General features: G+C 67.5%; 15 protein-coding genes. 7 read left to right on the top strand and 8 right to left on the bottom strand.

The features are described 5' to 3' along the window. Positions 1-523 precede the first annotated feature (523 nt). The 6 genes from OHA10_RS14180 (at position 524) to OHA10_RS14155 (ending at position 6,643) form a co-directional block, all read left to right on the top strand. Positions 524-1,954 (top strand): extracellular solute-binding protein, encoded by a 1,431-nt coding sequence (locus OHA10_RS14180; RefSeq protein ID WP_371406659.1) that lies wholly within the window; start codon positions 524-526, stop codon positions 1,952-1,954. Next, positions 1,954-2,880 (top strand): carbohydrate ABC transporter permease, encoded by a 927-nt coding sequence (locus tag OHA10_RS14175; protein ID WP_371406658.1) that lies wholly within the window; start codon positions 1,954-1,956, stop codon positions 2,878-2,880. The genes OHA10_RS14180 and OHA10_RS14175 overlap by 1 nt, the downstream gene beginning before the upstream one ends. Next, positions 2,877-3,719: a carbohydrate ABC transporter permease gene (locus OHA10_RS14170; protein ID WP_371406657.1), complete on the top strand. Its 843-nt coding sequence runs from the start codon at positions 2,877-2,879 to the stop codon at positions 3,717-3,719. The genes OHA10_RS14175 and OHA10_RS14170 overlap by 4 nt, the downstream gene beginning before the upstream one ends. After that, entirely contained in the window at positions 3,719-4,822 is a 1,104-nt protein-coding gene (locus OHA10_RS14165) for an ABC transporter ATP-binding protein (protein WP_371406656.1), read from the top strand. The genes OHA10_RS14170 and OHA10_RS14165 overlap by 1 nt, the downstream gene beginning before the upstream one ends. A gap of 106 nt (positions 4,823-4,928) precedes the next feature. Then, positions 4,929-6,176, top strand: a complete 1,248-nt coding sequence (locus OHA10_RS14160; protein WP_371406655.1) for a CehA/McbA family metallohydrolase — start codon at positions 4,929-4,931, stop codon at positions 6,174-6,176. 56 nt (positions 6,177-6,232) lie between these two features. After that, positions 6,233-6,643 carry a hypothetical protein gene (locus OHA10_RS14155; protein ID WP_371406654.1) on the top strand — a complete coding sequence of 137 codons (411 nt, stop codon included), beginning with the start codon at positions 6,233-6,235 and terminating at the stop codon, positions 6,641-6,643. 155 nt (positions 6,644-6,798) lie between these two features. Here OHA10_RS14155 and OHA10_RS14150 read toward each other — a convergent pair whose 3' ends face one another. The 8 genes from OHA10_RS14150 to ssd form a co-directional block, all read right to left on the bottom strand. Further along, on the bottom strand, positions 6,799-7,419 hold the full coding sequence (locus OHA10_RS14150; protein ID WP_371406653.1) for a response regulator: 621 nt from the start codon (positions 7,417-7,419) through the stop codon (positions 6,799-6,801). A gap of 183 nt (positions 7,420-7,602) precedes the next feature. Then, positions 7,603-8,097, bottom strand: a complete 495-nt coding sequence (locus OHA10_RS14145) for a pilus assembly protein TadG-related protein (RefSeq protein ID WP_371406652.1) — start codon at positions 8,095-8,097, stop codon at positions 7,603-7,605. Continuing rightward, positions 8,094-8,429 carry a TadE family type IV pilus minor pilin gene (locus OHA10_RS14140; protein WP_371406651.1) on the bottom strand — a complete coding sequence of 112 codons (336 nt, stop codon included), beginning with the start codon at positions 8,427-8,429 and terminating at the stop codon, positions 8,094-8,096. The genes OHA10_RS14145 and OHA10_RS14140 overlap by 4 nt, the downstream gene beginning before the upstream one ends. 377 nt (positions 8,430-8,806) lie before the next feature. After that, the gene (locus OHA10_RS14135) at positions 8,807-9,301 is read right to left on the bottom strand and encodes a DUF4244 domain-containing protein (RefSeq protein WP_371406650.1); all 495 of its coding nucleotides are present in this window, start codon (positions 9,299-9,301) and stop codon (positions 8,807-8,809) included. Between the two features lie 92 nt (positions 9,302-9,393). After that, entirely contained in the window at positions 9,394-10,110 is a 717-nt protein-coding gene (locus OHA10_RS14130) for a type II secretion system F family protein (RefSeq protein WP_371406649.1), read from the bottom strand. Between the two features lie 65 nt (positions 10,111-10,175). Then, positions 10,176-11,054: a type II secretion system F family protein gene (locus tag OHA10_RS14125; protein WP_371406648.1), complete on the bottom strand. Its 879-nt coding sequence runs from the start codon at positions 11,052-11,054 to the stop codon at positions 10,176-10,178. After that, positions 11,051-12,226: a TadA family conjugal transfer-associated ATPase gene (locus tag OHA10_RS14120; protein ID WP_371406647.1), complete on the bottom strand. Its 1,176-nt coding sequence runs from the start codon at positions 12,224-12,226 to the stop codon at positions 11,051-11,053. The genes OHA10_RS14125 and OHA10_RS14120 overlap by 4 nt, the downstream gene beginning before the upstream one ends. A gap of 52 nt (positions 12,227-12,278) precedes the next feature. Next, positions 12,279-13,355 carry a septum site-determining protein Ssd gene (gene ssd, locus OHA10_RS14115; protein WP_371406646.1) on the bottom strand — a complete coding sequence of 359 codons (1,077 nt, stop codon included), beginning with the start codon at positions 13,353-13,355 and terminating at the stop codon, positions 12,279-12,281. A gap of 205 nt (positions 13,356-13,560) precedes the next feature. Between ssd and OHA10_RS14110 the strand changes: the two genes are divergently transcribed. Beyond that, positions 13,561-15,300: a glycosyl hydrolase family 18 protein gene (locus tag OHA10_RS14110; RefSeq protein WP_371406645.1), complete on the top strand. Its 1,740-nt coding sequence runs from the start codon at positions 13,561-13,563 to the stop codon at positions 15,298-15,300. Positions 15,301-15,323: the final 23 nt, after the last annotated feature.

The following is a 15,323-nucleotide window of genomic DNA, read 5'->3' as shown; positions in this document are numbered from 1 at the left end:
CGGGGCCGACCGTTTTTCTCTCCTTCGAATCGACGTGAATCTTCAGTTGTGTCTGGTGAATCGAACGACGACCGCTCGATGCTCGGGGAGGACGTCCGATCCCCGCTGCTTGCGCGTCAGCGGGAGCCCGGCGTCGTCGTCACCGCTCGGCCGTCAGGTCCGCAGCCGTCACCAGGCGGCCACGGTCACCACCAACACCAGTGATGGCAGTGATCAAGCAGGTCGTCGAGAAGGCAAGCAACTCCGTGGAGCAGTCCCATGTCTGTCACCTCCGATCCACTGAACCGGTCGGCAAGACAGTAGCTCCGATCCTCACGCTCTGTATCTAGTCAACTACCTGTTGCCACAGAACCTTGAGCATCCTTTAACTCTTCCGCAATGCGTCCCGCGGAATCCCGGCTTGACAGCTCCCACTTCGTTGCCTACAGCACCACTCTCGGTTGGGAAAAAGTCTTCACATAGTCGTTTGAGAGTGACAATCTTTGACCGGCACTGTCGCTGGACCACCTCGCTAGGAGCCCTGATGCGATCTATCTCGCGGTTGACCACCGCCGGCGTCCTCGGCGCCGCCGCCCTCGCGCTGCTCACCGGATGCCTCGGCTCGTCCGGTTCGGACAGCGGCGGCGGCCAGGACGCCAACCGGAACGCCGACGCCAAGAAGGTCGAGCTGACCATCGGCTCGAACTCGGTCAAGGGCGGTAAGAGCAGCGCCGGGGCGACCTTCCTCGAGGACGTGCTGATCCCGAAGTTCGTCGCCGACCAGAAGGGCAAGGGCGTCGACGTCACGGTCAAGTTCCAGGGCGACGGCTCCGACGACGAGGTCTACAAGCAGAAGCTGTCCCTCGACCTGTCGAACAGGTCCGGGCCGGACCTGTTCCAGATCGACGGCATCTGGGTCGGCGAGTTCGCCCAGGCCGGCTACATCAAGCCGCTCACCGACACGGTCGGCGACGCCGCCAAGGTGAACGACTGGGACGGCTGGAAGCAGATCCCGGAGTCGGTCCAGGCGCTCGGCAGCTTCAACGGCCAGCGGTACGGCGTACCGGGCGGCACCGACGGCCGGGTGCTCTACTTCAACAAGAAGCTGTTCCAGCAGGCCGGACTGCCGGCCGACTGGCAGCCGAAGTCGTGGGACGACATCATCTCGGCCGGCCAGGCGCTGAAGAAGCTGCCCGGCGTGACCCCGATCCAGATCAACGCCGGTACGGCGATGGGCGAGGCGACCACCATGCAGGGCGTGCTGCCGCTGCTGGTCGGCACCGGCGCGACCGTCAACACCGACGGCAAGTGGCTGGGCAACACTCCGCAGCTGCGGCAGGTGCTGGACTTCTACCACCAGATCTACAGCACCGGTCTCGGCGACCCGGTGCTGCAGAAGGAGGCCAAGGGCCGGGACAAGTCGTTCGCGGAGTTCGCGGCGAACAAGATCGGCATCCTCGGCGAGAGCGACTACTTCTGGCGCAGTGTGGTGGAGCCCAAGGAAGGCGTCGCCAAGATGGCCGACCGCGACAGCGCGGTGGGCTGGGCGCTGATCCCGGCCATGAAGCCTGGCGCCGGCGTGAAGGGCCAGGACTTCGTCTCGATGTCGGGCGGCGGCGCGACCGTGATCAACCCGAATACGAAGTTCCCGCAGCAGGCCTGGGAACTGCTGCAGTTCATGAACTCCGCGGAGATGGTGAAGGCGTCGCTCGACGGTGCGGCCAAGATCACGCAGCGGTCCGACGTGAACAGCGAAGTACTCGCGAGCGACCCGATGCTGAGCTTCATCGCCGAGAAGGTCCTGCCGATCACGCAGTTCCGCCCGGGGCTGGCGGAGTACCCGAAGATCTCGGCGGCGCTGCAGCAGGCGACCGCGGACGTCGTCGCCGGCAAGAGCACCGACGCCGCGGCATCGGCGTACGAGAAGGCGGTCGAGACCGCGGCCGGCGGCAAGGACAAGGTCACCAGTAACTGATGGCTTCTCCCTCCGCACCTGTCGAGGGCGTCGGGCCCGCGCGCGGACGCCCTCCCGCGCGGGATGTCGCGGGGCTCGGCGTCGGCCGGGCCCTCGGCTTCGTCGCGCCCGCGTTCCTGCTGATCGGCGCGTTCCTGATCTTCCCCGCGCTCTGGACGATCTACATCGGCATCACGAACTACCGGCTGACCGGCGTCGAGGCCGTGTCGCCGTCGATCGTGGGGCTGTCGAACTACACCAAGGCATTGAACGATGCGCTGTTCCACAACGCGTTGTGGCTGACGTTGTTGTTCGTCCTCGGTTCGGCGATCATCGGGCAGAACATCCTCGGCTTCACGCTGGCCTGGATCATGCGGCGTACGCGTCCCGCAGTACGCCGTACCGTCGAGGCTTTCGTCCTGCTCGCATGGATCCTTCCGTCGACGGTGGTTGCATACCTGTGGGTCGCGTTCTACGACCGCGACGGCGGCACTCTCAACAGCCTGCTGGGTACGTCGGGGACCGCTTGGCTGATCGACTACCCGATGGCCTGCCTCATCGTGTTCAACACCTGGCGCGGTACTGCATTCTCGATGATGCTCTACTCGTCCGCGCTGCAGGCCGTACCGCCGTCGCAGCTCGAGTCGGCGCGGATGGTCGGCGCATCGGGCTGGCAGACGCTCCGGGACGTGGTGTTCCCCCACATCCGCGGACACGTGCTGACGAACACGCTGCTGATCTCGCTGTGGACGGCGAACGACTTCTCGCCGTTCCTGCTCACCAAGGGCGGACCGAACCACGAGTCCGAGACGGTGCCGGTGTACATCTACAACGTGGCGCTGCAGGGCGGTGAGCTCGGGTACTCGTCGGCGATCTCGTTCCTGCTGCTGATCGCGAACCTCTTGGTTTCGTTGGTCTACCTGCGATTGCTTCGGAGGCGCTCATGAGCACGCGGTCGCTGCCGACAACCCCCGCGTTCGTCCTGCGGCGCATCGGCTTCTACGTGCTGATCTGCGCGATCACGCTGTTCTTCGCCGTACCGATGCTGTGGATCGCTTCGGCGCCGTTCGACGCCTCGCCCGGCCTCGGCGTGCACTGGCCGGACTGGACGCTCGAGAACTTCCGTAAGACCCTCGAACACCCGTACGCGATGCACTCCATGGTCAACTCGCTGCTGATCTGCGTGACGACCGCTGTCGCCGTGACGGCGTTCGCGGCGCTGGCGTCGTACGCGCTGTCGCGGGTGCGCATCCCAGGGCGGGACGCGTTGCTGTACGGGCTGCTGCTGTTGTCGTCGGTGGTCACGGGTACGGCGGCGATGGTGCCGATCTTCGTGATGATGTTCCAGCTCGGGCTGATCGACTCGCGGTTCGGAGTCGCGCTGGTGATGACCGGCGGGCTGTTGCCGGCGGCAATCTTCATCCTGAAGGACTTCGTCGACGCGGTGCCGAAGTCCTACGAGGAGTCGGCGCGGGTCTTCGGCGCGTCGACCGGCCAGATCCTGCGCGACGTCGTACTCCCGGTCGCACGGCCCGGGCTCGCGACGATCATGGTCTGGGCGTTCGTCAACTCCTGGGGCAACTTCCTGGTGCCCTTCCTGCTTCTCCGGTCGATCGACAAGCAGCCCGGTGCGGTGCTGATGCAGACCCTCACCGACGAAGGCGGCAGCGTGAACCTGCAAGTGCTGCCGGTCTTCTCGCTGCTGTTCTCGATCCCGGTCGTCGTGCTGTACCTGTTGGTGAACTCGCGATACGGGTTCCGCTTCCACGGAGGGATCAAGAGCTGATGGCGGGCATCGACATCGAAGGCCTCGCAACCGTCTACCCGAACGGCGTCCGCGCCGTCGACGGGCTGGACCTGCACGTGGCCGACGGCGAGTTCTTCGCCCTCCTCGGCCCGTCCGGCTGCGGCAAGACAACCCTGCTCCGGACCATCGCCGGTCTGGAAGCCGCGAGCGAGGGCACGGTCCGGATCGACTCGGCCGACGTGACGCGGATGGAACCGGGCAAGCGTGGCGTCGCGATGGTCTTCCAGGACTACGCGCTCTTCCCCCACATGAACGTCTCCGAGAACATCACCTACCCCTTGAAGGTACGCAGGGTCGCCGCGGCCACGCGGGCCGACGTTGCTACTCGCACTGCCGGCGAACTGTCGTTGCAGGGGCTGCTCGAACGGAAGCCGGCGCAGCTGTCTGGTGGGCAGCAGCAACGTGTCGCGCTTGCGCGGGCCATCGCATCCGAAGGCAAGGTGCTGCTCCTGGATGAGCCGCTGTCGAACCTCGACGCCCGGCTGCGTCTGGAAGCCCGTACCTTTCTGAAGAAGCTGCAACGCGACCTCGGCATCACGACGGTCTTCGTCACCCACGACCAGGCGGAAGCCCTCGCTCTGGCCGACCGCATCGCCGTAATGGACTCGGGCAAGCTCCGGCAGCTCGGCTCGCCTCGCGAGGTGTTTGCCCGCCCTGCCAACACTTTCGTCGCCAACTTCATCGGCTCCACTCCGATGAACCTGCTTCCCGGCAAGGTCTCCGCGTCGTCCGGCGCCGGGGCCGTCTCCGTGGCGGGCGGTTCGTTGCCTGCTACAACCGATTCCGTTCCTGCCGACGCCGAGGTGACGGTCGGCATCCGGCCCGAGTACCTCACCGTCGCCTCAGGCGACATCACCGGCCCGGCCCTCCGCGGCATCGTGGTCGTCGCCGAGAACCTCGGCACCCAATCGCTGGTCACCGTCGACTGCGACGGCACCTTGGTCGGCGTCACCGTCCCCGAAGAAGCCGAACCCACCGCCGGCAGCCCAGTAGTCCTCACCGCCCCCTCCTCCCGAGTCCTCCTCTACGACCGCACCACCGGCGAACTCCTATCCCACCAACCAACCCCAGTCGCCTCATGAGGTCCACGTCGCACCCCCTTCCGTCCGGCCCCACGAGGCTGAGAGGTTGTCTGCTGGCCGCCATCTCCCAGCACCACGCGACGCCGCAGACCCGGGAGGCTGTCTGATGGCTGTGACTTCGTATCGTCGACGTTGGACGTTGGACGATCGGGCCGAGTCCCCCTGGCACTCGCTCCCCGTCGACATCCCGGCTGACTGCCCCGGTCTTCTCGTCACGCTCACCATCCCGCCGGTCGAAGGCGCCGTCATCGACATCGGCTGCGAAGGCGCAGCCGGCTGGCGCGGCTGGTCCGGCGGCGCCCGCCAAACGTTCGCCATCACCCCCGACGCCGCCACCCCCGGCTACCTCCCCGGCGACCTCGAACCAGGCACCTGGTCGATCGTCCTCGGCCTCCACCGCATCCCGGTCGAAGGCGTCGAACTCCTCGTCGAAGCCACCACCGGCCCCGTCGACAACATCCCCGGCCTCAACGGGTACGCCGACGCGACAGCCGCCATCGCAGTACCGCCGCGACCACCACGCCGTACGCTCCCCGCCTCCTCCGGACTGAAGTGGATCGCCGGCGACTTCCACGCCCACTCGCTCCACTCCGACGGCTCCACTCCGGTCGCCAACCTCGCCGCACTCGGGCTCTCGGCCGGCCTCGACGTACTCGCCGTCACCGACCACAACACCGTCGCCCACCACGCCGAACTCCCCGCGCTCAGCAACCGCTTCGGCATCGGCCTCATCCCCGGCCAGGAAGTCACCACCGACACCGGCCACGCCAACGCGTTCGGCGAGATCGGCGTGATCGACTTCCGCCGTCCCGCCTCCACCTGGGTCTCCGAGGTCGCCCGCCGCGGTGGTCTCCTCTCGATCAACCACCCCCTCGGCGGCGACTGCGCCTGGCGCCACCCGCTCCTCGAACACCCACCCCTGGCCGAGATCTGGCACTCCTCCTGGCTGGACCACACCTGGGGCGGCCCCATCTCGTGGTGGCAGGCCTGGGGCCTGGAAGGCACCACCCCCATCGGCGGCAGCGACTGGCACAACCCCACCTCGTTCACACCACCCGGCTCCCCCACCACCTGGATCGCCGTAGACGCCGACGCCGAAGGCCCGACCGAGTTGGTGACCGCCGCCCTCGCCGGCCTGTCTGCGGGGCGAACCGCCCTCACCTGGTCCTACGCGGCTCCTGCCCTGGTTCGAGCCGATGACGAACTCGTCGCGATCGGCGCCGCCAACGCCCTCGTCATTTCCCCGGACGGCACCCGTCACCCCGTCCGTTCGTCCACTGAACGCATCCCTGCCGCCGCCGGCCCGCATATCCTCGTCACCCACACGGGCGAGTTCCTGGCGACGTGCGCCTGACCCGCGACGACGGTTCTCTACCGGAACGCGCGCCAGCCTTCCGGCAGACTGACCTCATGACGAGCGAGCGGCCTCAGGTGATCGTTGTAGATGCTGCGAACGTCGTCGGCTCCCGCCCCGACGGCTGGTGGCGGGACCGCGCCGGCGCGGCTCGCCGGCTTCTCACGAAGCTCGCCGTACTCCAGCAACGCCTGCAGGACACGACCGACATCGTCGTCATCCTCGAAGGAGCCGCCCGAGCCGCCGTCTCCGGCCCCGACGCTCCCGACACCGGCACCCTCCGCGTCGTCCTCGCCCCAGGCTCCGGCGACGACACCATCGCAGCAGTCACCGCCGAGGCCGCGGCCCAACCTCACAAGCCCGAGGTCACTGTCGTCACCGCCGACCGCGGCCTCCGCCAGCGCACAGATCCCACCGGTGCCACCCCAGTCGGCCCCCGCTGGCTCCTGGACCAGCTCGAGTCTTGACACCCGCTGCGGAGTCCTACGCGGCGGAATCCCACGTACCGGAATCCCGCGCGGCGGAGCCCCACGCCGCCGCACCCTCCCCCAAACCGTCCACCACCTCCGCACCCTCGCCACCACCTGCCTCGGCTAATCAAGCAGCCAGCCGCGCTTCCCGGCTAGTCGAGGAGCCAGCCGTTTTGTTCGGCTAGTTGGATGGCATCGGAGCGGGTGCGGGCGCCGGTCTTGCCGATTGCGGACCAGAGGCGGGTGCGTACGACGCGCTCGGAGACCTGCAGCTTCCGTGCCATCAACGCAACGGATCCACCTTCGCGGGCGGCGCGCAGGGTCTCGGTCTCATTCTGGTCGAGCGGGGTCTCGGAGTACTGCAAGGTCTCAGCCGCGAGGTTCGCATCGACCACACGGAGACCCAGGTGCACCCGGCGTACCGCATCAGCGAGCTGCGGCGCCGGACAGCCCTTCAGCGCGAACCCTTTCGCGCCCGCGTCGAGACCGCGGCGGAGATGCACCGGGCGTCCGTACGTAGTGAGCATGACGACGCGGCATTCCGGAATCGACGTCCGCAGCTTGGTGGTGACGGTGATGCTGTGGTTCCCCGGGCCCGCCGCATCGAGCAGAGCGACGTTCGCGCGGTGTCGCTTCGCGGCACCCACGACGTCGTCTGTTCTGTTGAGCTCGGCAACGATCTCCAGATCGCGCTCGCGCTCCAGACCGCTGCGGAGCAAGCCTCGGCTGAGGATCTGGTCGTCGACCAGCAACAGCCGAATCCGGTCGGGCAAACGGGCCTCCGAGGTATCCGTCCGGGCGCCGGGGAAGTACGTCCGGGAAGACGAGTTGGACTCGGTTCCAGATCATGAAGCGCGGCGACATGAGTCGTCCACATCAACGCGGCATCTCTACCAGATTGCGACCAGATCGCGACCACACCAGAACCAGGCTCGGGTTTGGGGCGCGGGATGGCGTCAAAGTGGACCGGCTCGTGCGGTAGCGCTGAGGGTTCGATGGCCGAACGGAAGGTCTAGCTCGAGGGACACCTCGATGGTTGCAGAGTCAGCGGTTACGTCGCAGTTGGTCAGGTGGACGTTGTTCAGCGTCGCGATGCGGGCGGCTGTTTCGCATGGGGTTGTGGGTCTGGTGGTCGGGGGCAGATCAGCGTTTCGCGGGTTTGCGGTGGGGAGTCGTTGTCTGTTCAGGGAGGTGGCTGTCGCGTGCGTGGAGTCGGTGGCCGGTGCGGAGTCGGTGGCCGGTGCGGAGCCGGTGGCCGGTGCGGAGTCGGTGGCCGACGGTGTCGTCAGGGATTGGGCGGCGCTCAGGGCGGTTAAGTCGGCTGCGGTGGTGAGTTTGTGGCGGGCGGTGGAAATGGTGGACCAGACGATGGCTGCGGCCAGGGCAGTGAATAGGAGTGCGGCGGCCAGGAGGGTGTGGATGGTGGCGCTGCCTCGCTCCGAGCGGGTCACGGGGCTGTCTCTGGTTCGGCTTGGAGGGTGGCGGTTGCTGTTAGGCGGGTGGGGGCTAGGAGCGTGAGGAGTGGTGGGGTGTGGGTGGGGGTTGCGGAGACAGTTACGTGGACGTCTGAGGAGTCGCGGGTGATGGTGATCGCGCCGGTGGGGACGGTGCGCTGACCGATGGCTTTTGCTTGATCGAGTGGTTCGCCGCGAGCTACTGCGCGGGCGACGTCTCGGGCGGCATCGATGCAGCGGATGTTGAGCACGACGAGGCTGATGGACCAGATGCCCAATAGGAGCAGGGAAAACAGCACCGGAAGTGCGATCGCGAGCTCAGCCGTCACAGCACCACGGTCGGTGCTGCGACGGATCTCGCGGCCGTCGGAGCTCTTGGCGCCGTGACCTCTGGCGGTCCGAGCGGAGCCCGCAGTCTGACGAGAGCCCGCGGTCCGGCGGGTGCATGCGGTCCGGTAGGTGCACGCGGTGTCGCGGGTGCACGCGGTGCCGTGGCAGTCGGCGGCGTCGTGAGTGCGTGAGGCGTGCTGAGAGCCGGCGGTGTGCTGGGAGCCGGCGGTGTGGTGAGAGCCGCCGGTGTGGTGAGAGCCGACGGTGTGGTGAGAGCCGACGGGGTGAGGTGTTGGGCGGCGGTGCATTGGGGCTCCTTGGGGTGGCGACCGGTCGGGAGGGGTGGGCCGACCGGTCGCCGGATTGGGGGATGTGGTTAGAGGTGCACGCCGTCTACGCCGGCGAGTTTCAGGGCGTAGTTGATGAGGGCTTTGAGGGCGTTCTGCATGACGGGGGATTTGAGGAGGGCTACCAAGATGCCGCCTAGGCCGCAGGCGGCGACGATCGTGACGGCGTACTCGGCGGTTGCGGCGCCGCGTTCTGTGCGGGTGCGGAGGTCTCGGAGGGTGCGAGGGCGCAGGCGGCGCAGGGTGCGGGCGCGGCGATGCTCTCGGGTGTCGGGCAGGAATTGATTGGGGGTGTTGGGCAGGAGGTGCTCCGGCATGTGGGACGGGATGTGGCCGGAGATGCGGGAGTCGAAGGGGGTGGAGGTGCGGCAGTGAGTGGCCTCGGAGTCGGGGTTGGAGAAGTTGGAGCTGTCGCAGTGAGTGGCTTCGAAGTCGGGGGTGGACGGGTTGGGGGTTGCGAGGGAGCGGGCTTCGGCGACGTGGGGGTGGGGGTTGTTGCTGGGGGCTACTACTGGGATGGACATGTGCGGCCTCCTGAGGTCGGCTTGGGGTGGGGTGTCGTTTAGAACATGCCGTTGTTGGATGGGCTTTTTCTTAAGGGGTTTTGGGTTGTGGATTACGGGGTGAGGACGTAAGGGAGCAGGGAATCGGCGATGGTGGGGACTATTGAGAGGAAGACGAAGGCTGGGAGGAAGCAGAGGCCCAGAGGGAGGGCGGCGCGGGACTCGGTGGCTCTTGCTTGTTGGTCGGCGGTGTGGTGGTGGGAGCGGCGGGTTTCGTCGGCCAGGTGTTCAAGGGTTTTGGAGAGTGGGGCGCCGGAGCGGAGTGAGCGGGTGATGGCTCGGGCCATGGGGGCGCAGGAGGGCTCGGTGCGTAGGTAAGCCCAGGCGGTGGATGGGTCTGCGCCGAGGGTTAGGTGGTGGGCGATCTTGGTGAAGAGGTCGGCCAGGGGGCCGGGTAGGGCGTCGGCTACAAGGGTCAGAGCGTGTTGGGGTGGGCGGCTGGCTCGTAGGCAGGCGGTCAGTAGATCGATGGCGAGTGGGAGGTCGCGGGCGATCTGTGCGCTGCGTTGCTTCGTGGCGGCTGGTTCTAGGCCGGAGAGGGCTCGTGGGACGGCGTACAAGGCGATGGCTGCTGGGATTGCGCCCCAGGGGAGGCCGATGAGGAGTACGGCGGCTAGGGCTGTGGCGGTTGCTGCTAGGTGGTGGTGGGTCGGAGCTCGCGGGCGGGTGCGGGGTTGGGGGCGGGTTAGGCGGCGGAGGTCGGAGCGGGGTGGTCGGAGGAGATGGATGCTTAGGGCAACTGCTGTGGCGGCGAGGAATGCGGGGGGCATGGAGGGCTCGTGAGGTTCGGTTGGGGAGTGGGTGGATCGGGTCGGGGTGGGGCAGGTCGGAAGGTTCAGGTCGGGTGGGTGGCGAGGCGGGTGGTCCAGTGGAGGCCGGTGGCGGTTAGGGCTAGGCCTGCTGTTAGGCAGAGCCAGCCGGGTGGGGTGGTGGTTAGGAAGGTGAGGGGGTGGGCGCCTAGGGCGTAGCCGAGGGCTATGCCGAAGGCGGGGAGGACGGCGAGGATTCGGGCGGTGGAGCGGGCGCCGGCGAGGCTGGATTCGGTTTGGCGGTGGATGGCTTCGTCGGCTCGGAGGGAGTTGGCGAGGCGTTCGGTGAGGGTGGCGAAGGCGGCGCCGGATTCTTCGGTGACGCGCCAGGCGGCGGCTAGAGCTCGGAGGCTTGTGGCGCCTGGCTGTGTGGATGCTCGGATGAGGGCGGTGGGGACGTCGGCGCCTAGCTTGGCTGCGGCGTGGGCGACCTCTAGGTCGGGGTTGATGGAGGCTGCGCCCTCCAGGGCGGCGATTGGCGGGCGGCCTGCGGTGAGGTCGGCTGCCAGTACGTCGAGGGCTTCGATGATCGTGGCGCGGCGGGCGGCGGTGGATTTCTGGCGTTGGTGTTGGGCTCGTTGGTTGGCGATCAGGGTCAGGACTGCGGTGATCGCGAGGGTTGAGACGAGGGCTTGTGGGCCGAGGATCGCTGTGGCTAGGGCGGTTGGAGGGGTCAGGAGGGCGGCGCGGATCAGTCGGGTCCGGAGTTGGCTGCGGGTCGGTTGGTCTTCGGTGAGTCGTGCGTCGGTGGGTTGTGAGTCGGTGGGTTGTGACTCGGTGGGTTGTGGGCGGGCGAGGTTGGAGGGCTTGCTGGTTTGTAGGCGCCGGAGGCCTGCGGTTGGGGGTGGGAGTGCGAGGACGCAGGTGAGGAGGGCGAGGACGGCGGCGAGGAAGGCTGGGTTCATTCCGCGCCCACTGCAGTCGTCGAGAGCTTGGTGAAGAGGTGGGCTGGTGGGTGGAGGGTGAGGGTGTCGTCGGGGTGGAAGGTGACGGCGGGGTGGGTGGTTGGAGGGCCGTTGGGGTTCGGGGTGAAGGTGTGGATCTCGGCTATTCGGCGGTGGCCGGTGGGGGTTCGGGTTAGGTGGATGACGGTGTGTAAGGCTGAGGTGATCTGGCTGTGGATGGCTTCTCGGGTGAGGCCGGCCAGGGCGCCTAGGGCTTCTAGGCGGGCGGGTACGTCGGCGGCGGAGTTGGCGTGGATGGTGCCGCAGCCGCCTTCGTGGCCTGTGTTCAAGGCGATGAGGAGGTCTACAACCTCGGGGCCTCTGACCTCTCCGACTACCAGGCGATCGGGGCGCATGCGGAGGGCTTGGCGGACTAGGTCTCGGAGGGAGATTTCGCCGGTGCCTTCTACGTTGGGCGGGCGAGCTTCGAGGCGGACGACGTGTGGGTGGTCGGGGCGTAGTTCGCTGGCGTCCTCTACCAGGACCAGTCGCTCGGATGGGTCGGTCAGAGAGAGGAGGGAGTTCAGGAGGGTGGTTTTGCCTGTGCCGGTGCCACCGCTGATGAGGAATGCCAGGCGGGAGTCGAGTAGGTCGCGGAGGATTGGGACGCCGGCTTGAGGGAGGGCGCCCGCTTTTACGAGGTCGTCGAGGGTGAAGACCTTGCGGGAGGGGACGCGGAGGGAGAGGCAGGTTCCGGGAGCGGCGATCGGAGCGAGTACGGCGTGGAAGCGGGTGCCGTCGGAGAGGCGGACGTCGACGTACGGCGTGGAGTCGTCGAGGCGGCGGCCTGCTGCGGCGGCGAGTCTGGTGGCGAGGCGTCGGATGGCGGGTTCGTCGCCGGTGCGGATGGCTACGAACTCGAGACCGCGTCCTCGGTCGATGTAGACCTCGTCGGGGCCGTTGACGAGGATGTCGGTTACGCCGGGCTCGGCGAGGAGGCTGTCGAGAGGGCCGGCGCCTAGCGCTTCGCGGCGGAGGGCGTTCACGACTGCGAGGACCATCGAGTCACCGCAGATGGTGCCGTCGGCGCGGAGGGCTGCCGCTACCTGGACGGGGGTGGGCTCGGCGCCGCTCAGAGCGAGGGTGCCTCGGACGCGGTCGAGAAGGCCGGCCGGGACGTCGGTGGCGGTCATGCGGCGACCAGCTTTACCAAGCAGACATCGGCAGCGGTCATGCGGTGGGCGGTCATGCGGTTGCCGGGTCTGGGAGGTTGAAGAGGTTGAGGAGGGTTGTGGCGGCTCGGGCCAAGGGGCTTCGGGGGGTGGGGGTGAAGTGGCCTTGGTCCATGGCGGTGGGGAGGGTGCGGTCGATGCCGAGTTTTGTTGCTAGAGGCAAGGAGAGGTGGGTGGAGACGTCGACGGGTGAGAGGGCTGGGCGGGTGGTGCGGGCTACTACGCGGAGGTCGCCGGCGACGGAGCGGAGAGGGCCGGAGAGTCGCTTGGCGGCGGCGACCGAGCGGACGTCGCACGGGACGACCAAGAGGGTCGCGGTGGAGCGGATGAAGCCTTCCTCGACGGTGGGGTCAGCGCGGCGTGGGAGGTCCAGGACGACGAGGTCGTTGCTGCGTTGGGCGGCGCCGATGACCGAGCTCATGGTGTCGGGCGGCAAGACGGTGACGTCGGACTGATCCCAGGACAGTACGGCGAGACCGTCTACGGATGGCAGCGCCGAACGGAGGGCTGCGGCGCTGACACGGCCGGAGGCGTTGAGGAGCTTGGGCCAGCGGTCGCCCGGATCACGTTCGATGCCTAGGGCAAGCTCTATACCGCCGCCGAGTGGATCACCGTCGATCAGCATCGTCCGGAAGCCGCGGCGATTGCCGAGGACCGCGACAGCAGCGGCGAGCGTGGTGGCACCCGCTCCCCCGCAGCCGCCCACGAAGGCGAGAGTGACCGCCTTGCGATTCACACCGTCCAGAGCGTCGGCCAGTTTGCCGGCGAGCATGGACTCATCGTCGGGTAGGCGGCAGACGACATCGGCGCCGACGTCGAAGGCGCAGCGATACAGATCGTCGCCGTCGAGCGCGGAACCGACCACCACGACTCCTGGTCGTTGGGTGGGCTGGAGGCGCGCCAACGGCTCGGCCAGGTCGCGGCCGATGACCACCAGCGAGCAGGTGTGCCAGTTGCGCCGGAGGCCGTGCAGGTCGGGCTCGACCTGCGGCGTGATCGATGCGGCCGCGGCCAGACGCAACAGATCGTCGAGGAGAGCTTCGTTGGTAGTTGCCATGAGCACCGAGGTGGGTGGTGAGTTCGTGTCCATGCCAAGAAGATGCCGTTGTCCGGCCCGTTCCGGGCACGCAACCGGAATCCCTGTGGACAAAGCGTTGTCGGGTTTCCGTCAGCAGCGGGAACCCGCCACGACGAGGCGGCGACCAACTAGCCGGGAACGGTTACGGTTCCTTTCGAAGCGTCTTTAACTAAATTTCACCGGACCGCTTCCGCCCCATCGCTCCGGAGGATCCCAGATGAGTCGATTACGTCTGCTCGCCGCCACCTCAGCCGTCGCGGCCACCGCCCTGCTCACCGCCGCCGGAGTGTCCCTCGCCGGCCCGGACACCGCCACCACTGCCAATGCCGCCACCACGGCGCAGGCGAGCAGTGGTGGCGTCAAGACGGCGTACTTCACCCAGTGGGGTATCTACGCCAACGCCTTCTACCCCAAGAACCTGATCACCACCGGCGCGGCCGGGAAGCTGGACTTCCTGAACTACGCGTTCGCGAACATCGATCCGACGAACCACACCTGCTTCATGGCCAACAAAGCCGCGTCACAGGACGAGAACAACCCGAACGCCGGTGACGGCGCGGGTGACGCGTTCGCGGACTACGGCAAGTCGTACGGCGCTGACATCAGCGTCGACGGCGTCGGTGACGTGTGGAACCAGCCGATCCAGGGGAACTTCAACCAGCTCAAGAAGCTCAAGGCGAAGTACCCGAACCTGAAGATCCTGATCTCGATCGGCGGCTGGACGTACTCGAAGTACTTCTCCGACGCGGCCTCGACCGACGCCAAGCGCAAGGCCTTCGTCAGCTCGTGCGTGAACATGTTCCTCAAGGGCGACCTGCCGGTCATCGACGGCTTCGGTGGCGCCGGGTCCGCAGCGGGCATCTTCGACGGCGTCGACATCGACTGGGAGTACCCGGGCTCGCCGAACGGTCACGTCGGCAACCACTACAGCGCCGCCGACAAGCAGAACTTCACGTCGCTGCTGGCCGAGTTCCGCACCCAGCTCGATGCGTACGGCAGCCAGACCGGCAAGCGGTACTACCTGACCGCCGCCACTCCGGCCGGCCAGGACAAGATCGCCACGATCGAGACCAACAAGATCGGGCAGTACCTCGACTACAACAACGTGATGACGTACGACATGCACGGCGGCTGGGAAGCCACCGGGCCGACGAACTTCCAGGACCCGCTCTACACGGCGCCGAACGACCCGAGCAACCCGATCCCACCGGGTCAGGGCAAGTACTCCGTCGACGCCGCGGTGAAGGCGTGGACGACCGGCGACTCGGCGTACGGCATCCCCGGTGGGTTCCCGGCGAACAAGCTGAGCATCGGATACCCCTTCTACTACAGGGGATGGAAGGGTGTGCCGGCCACGGCCAACGGCAAGTACCAGACCGCGACCGGACCGGCCGACGGACACGCACTGAGCGGCAACGTGCCTGGTGTCTCGTTCTACAAGGAGCTCACCGGCTTCGTCGACAACCCGTCGTCGACGTACTTCGACGACGCGACGAAGTCCTCGTGGTTCTACAGCAACGGCACGTTCTGGTCCGGTGACAACGCCCAGTCGATCAAGGCCAAGGCCGACTACCAGCACTGCAACGGTCTGGCCGGCGCGATGATGTACTCCCTCGAGGCACTCGACCCCGGCGTCACCCTCTTCAACAACGTGGTCGACGCGGTCAACGCCAACACCGCCGGCTGCAGCGGCCCTCCGACAACACCGCCTACAACTCCCCCGACCACTCCGCCCACGACACCGCCCACAACTCCCCCGACCACGCCTCCCACCACGCCGCCGACGACACCTCCCACGACGCCGCCCACCTCAGCCACTCCGTGGGCGCCGAACACGACGTACGCGACCGGTGCGCTGGTGACCTACAACGGCGTCACCTACAAGTGCATCCAGGGCCACACTTCCCTGACCGGCTGGGAGCCACCGAACGTCCCCGCACTCTGGGGCCGGGTCTGATCACGTACCGCCCACTGATCGGA

This window comes from Kribbella sp. NBC_00662, from assembly GCF_041430295.1.
Taxonomy (GTDB): domain Bacteria; phylum Actinomycetota; class Actinomycetes; order Propionibacteriales; family Kribbellaceae; genus Kribbella.
The sequence above is the reverse complement of the archived record's forward strand: the minus strand, read 5'-3'. Positions and strand labels throughout refer to the sequence as shown.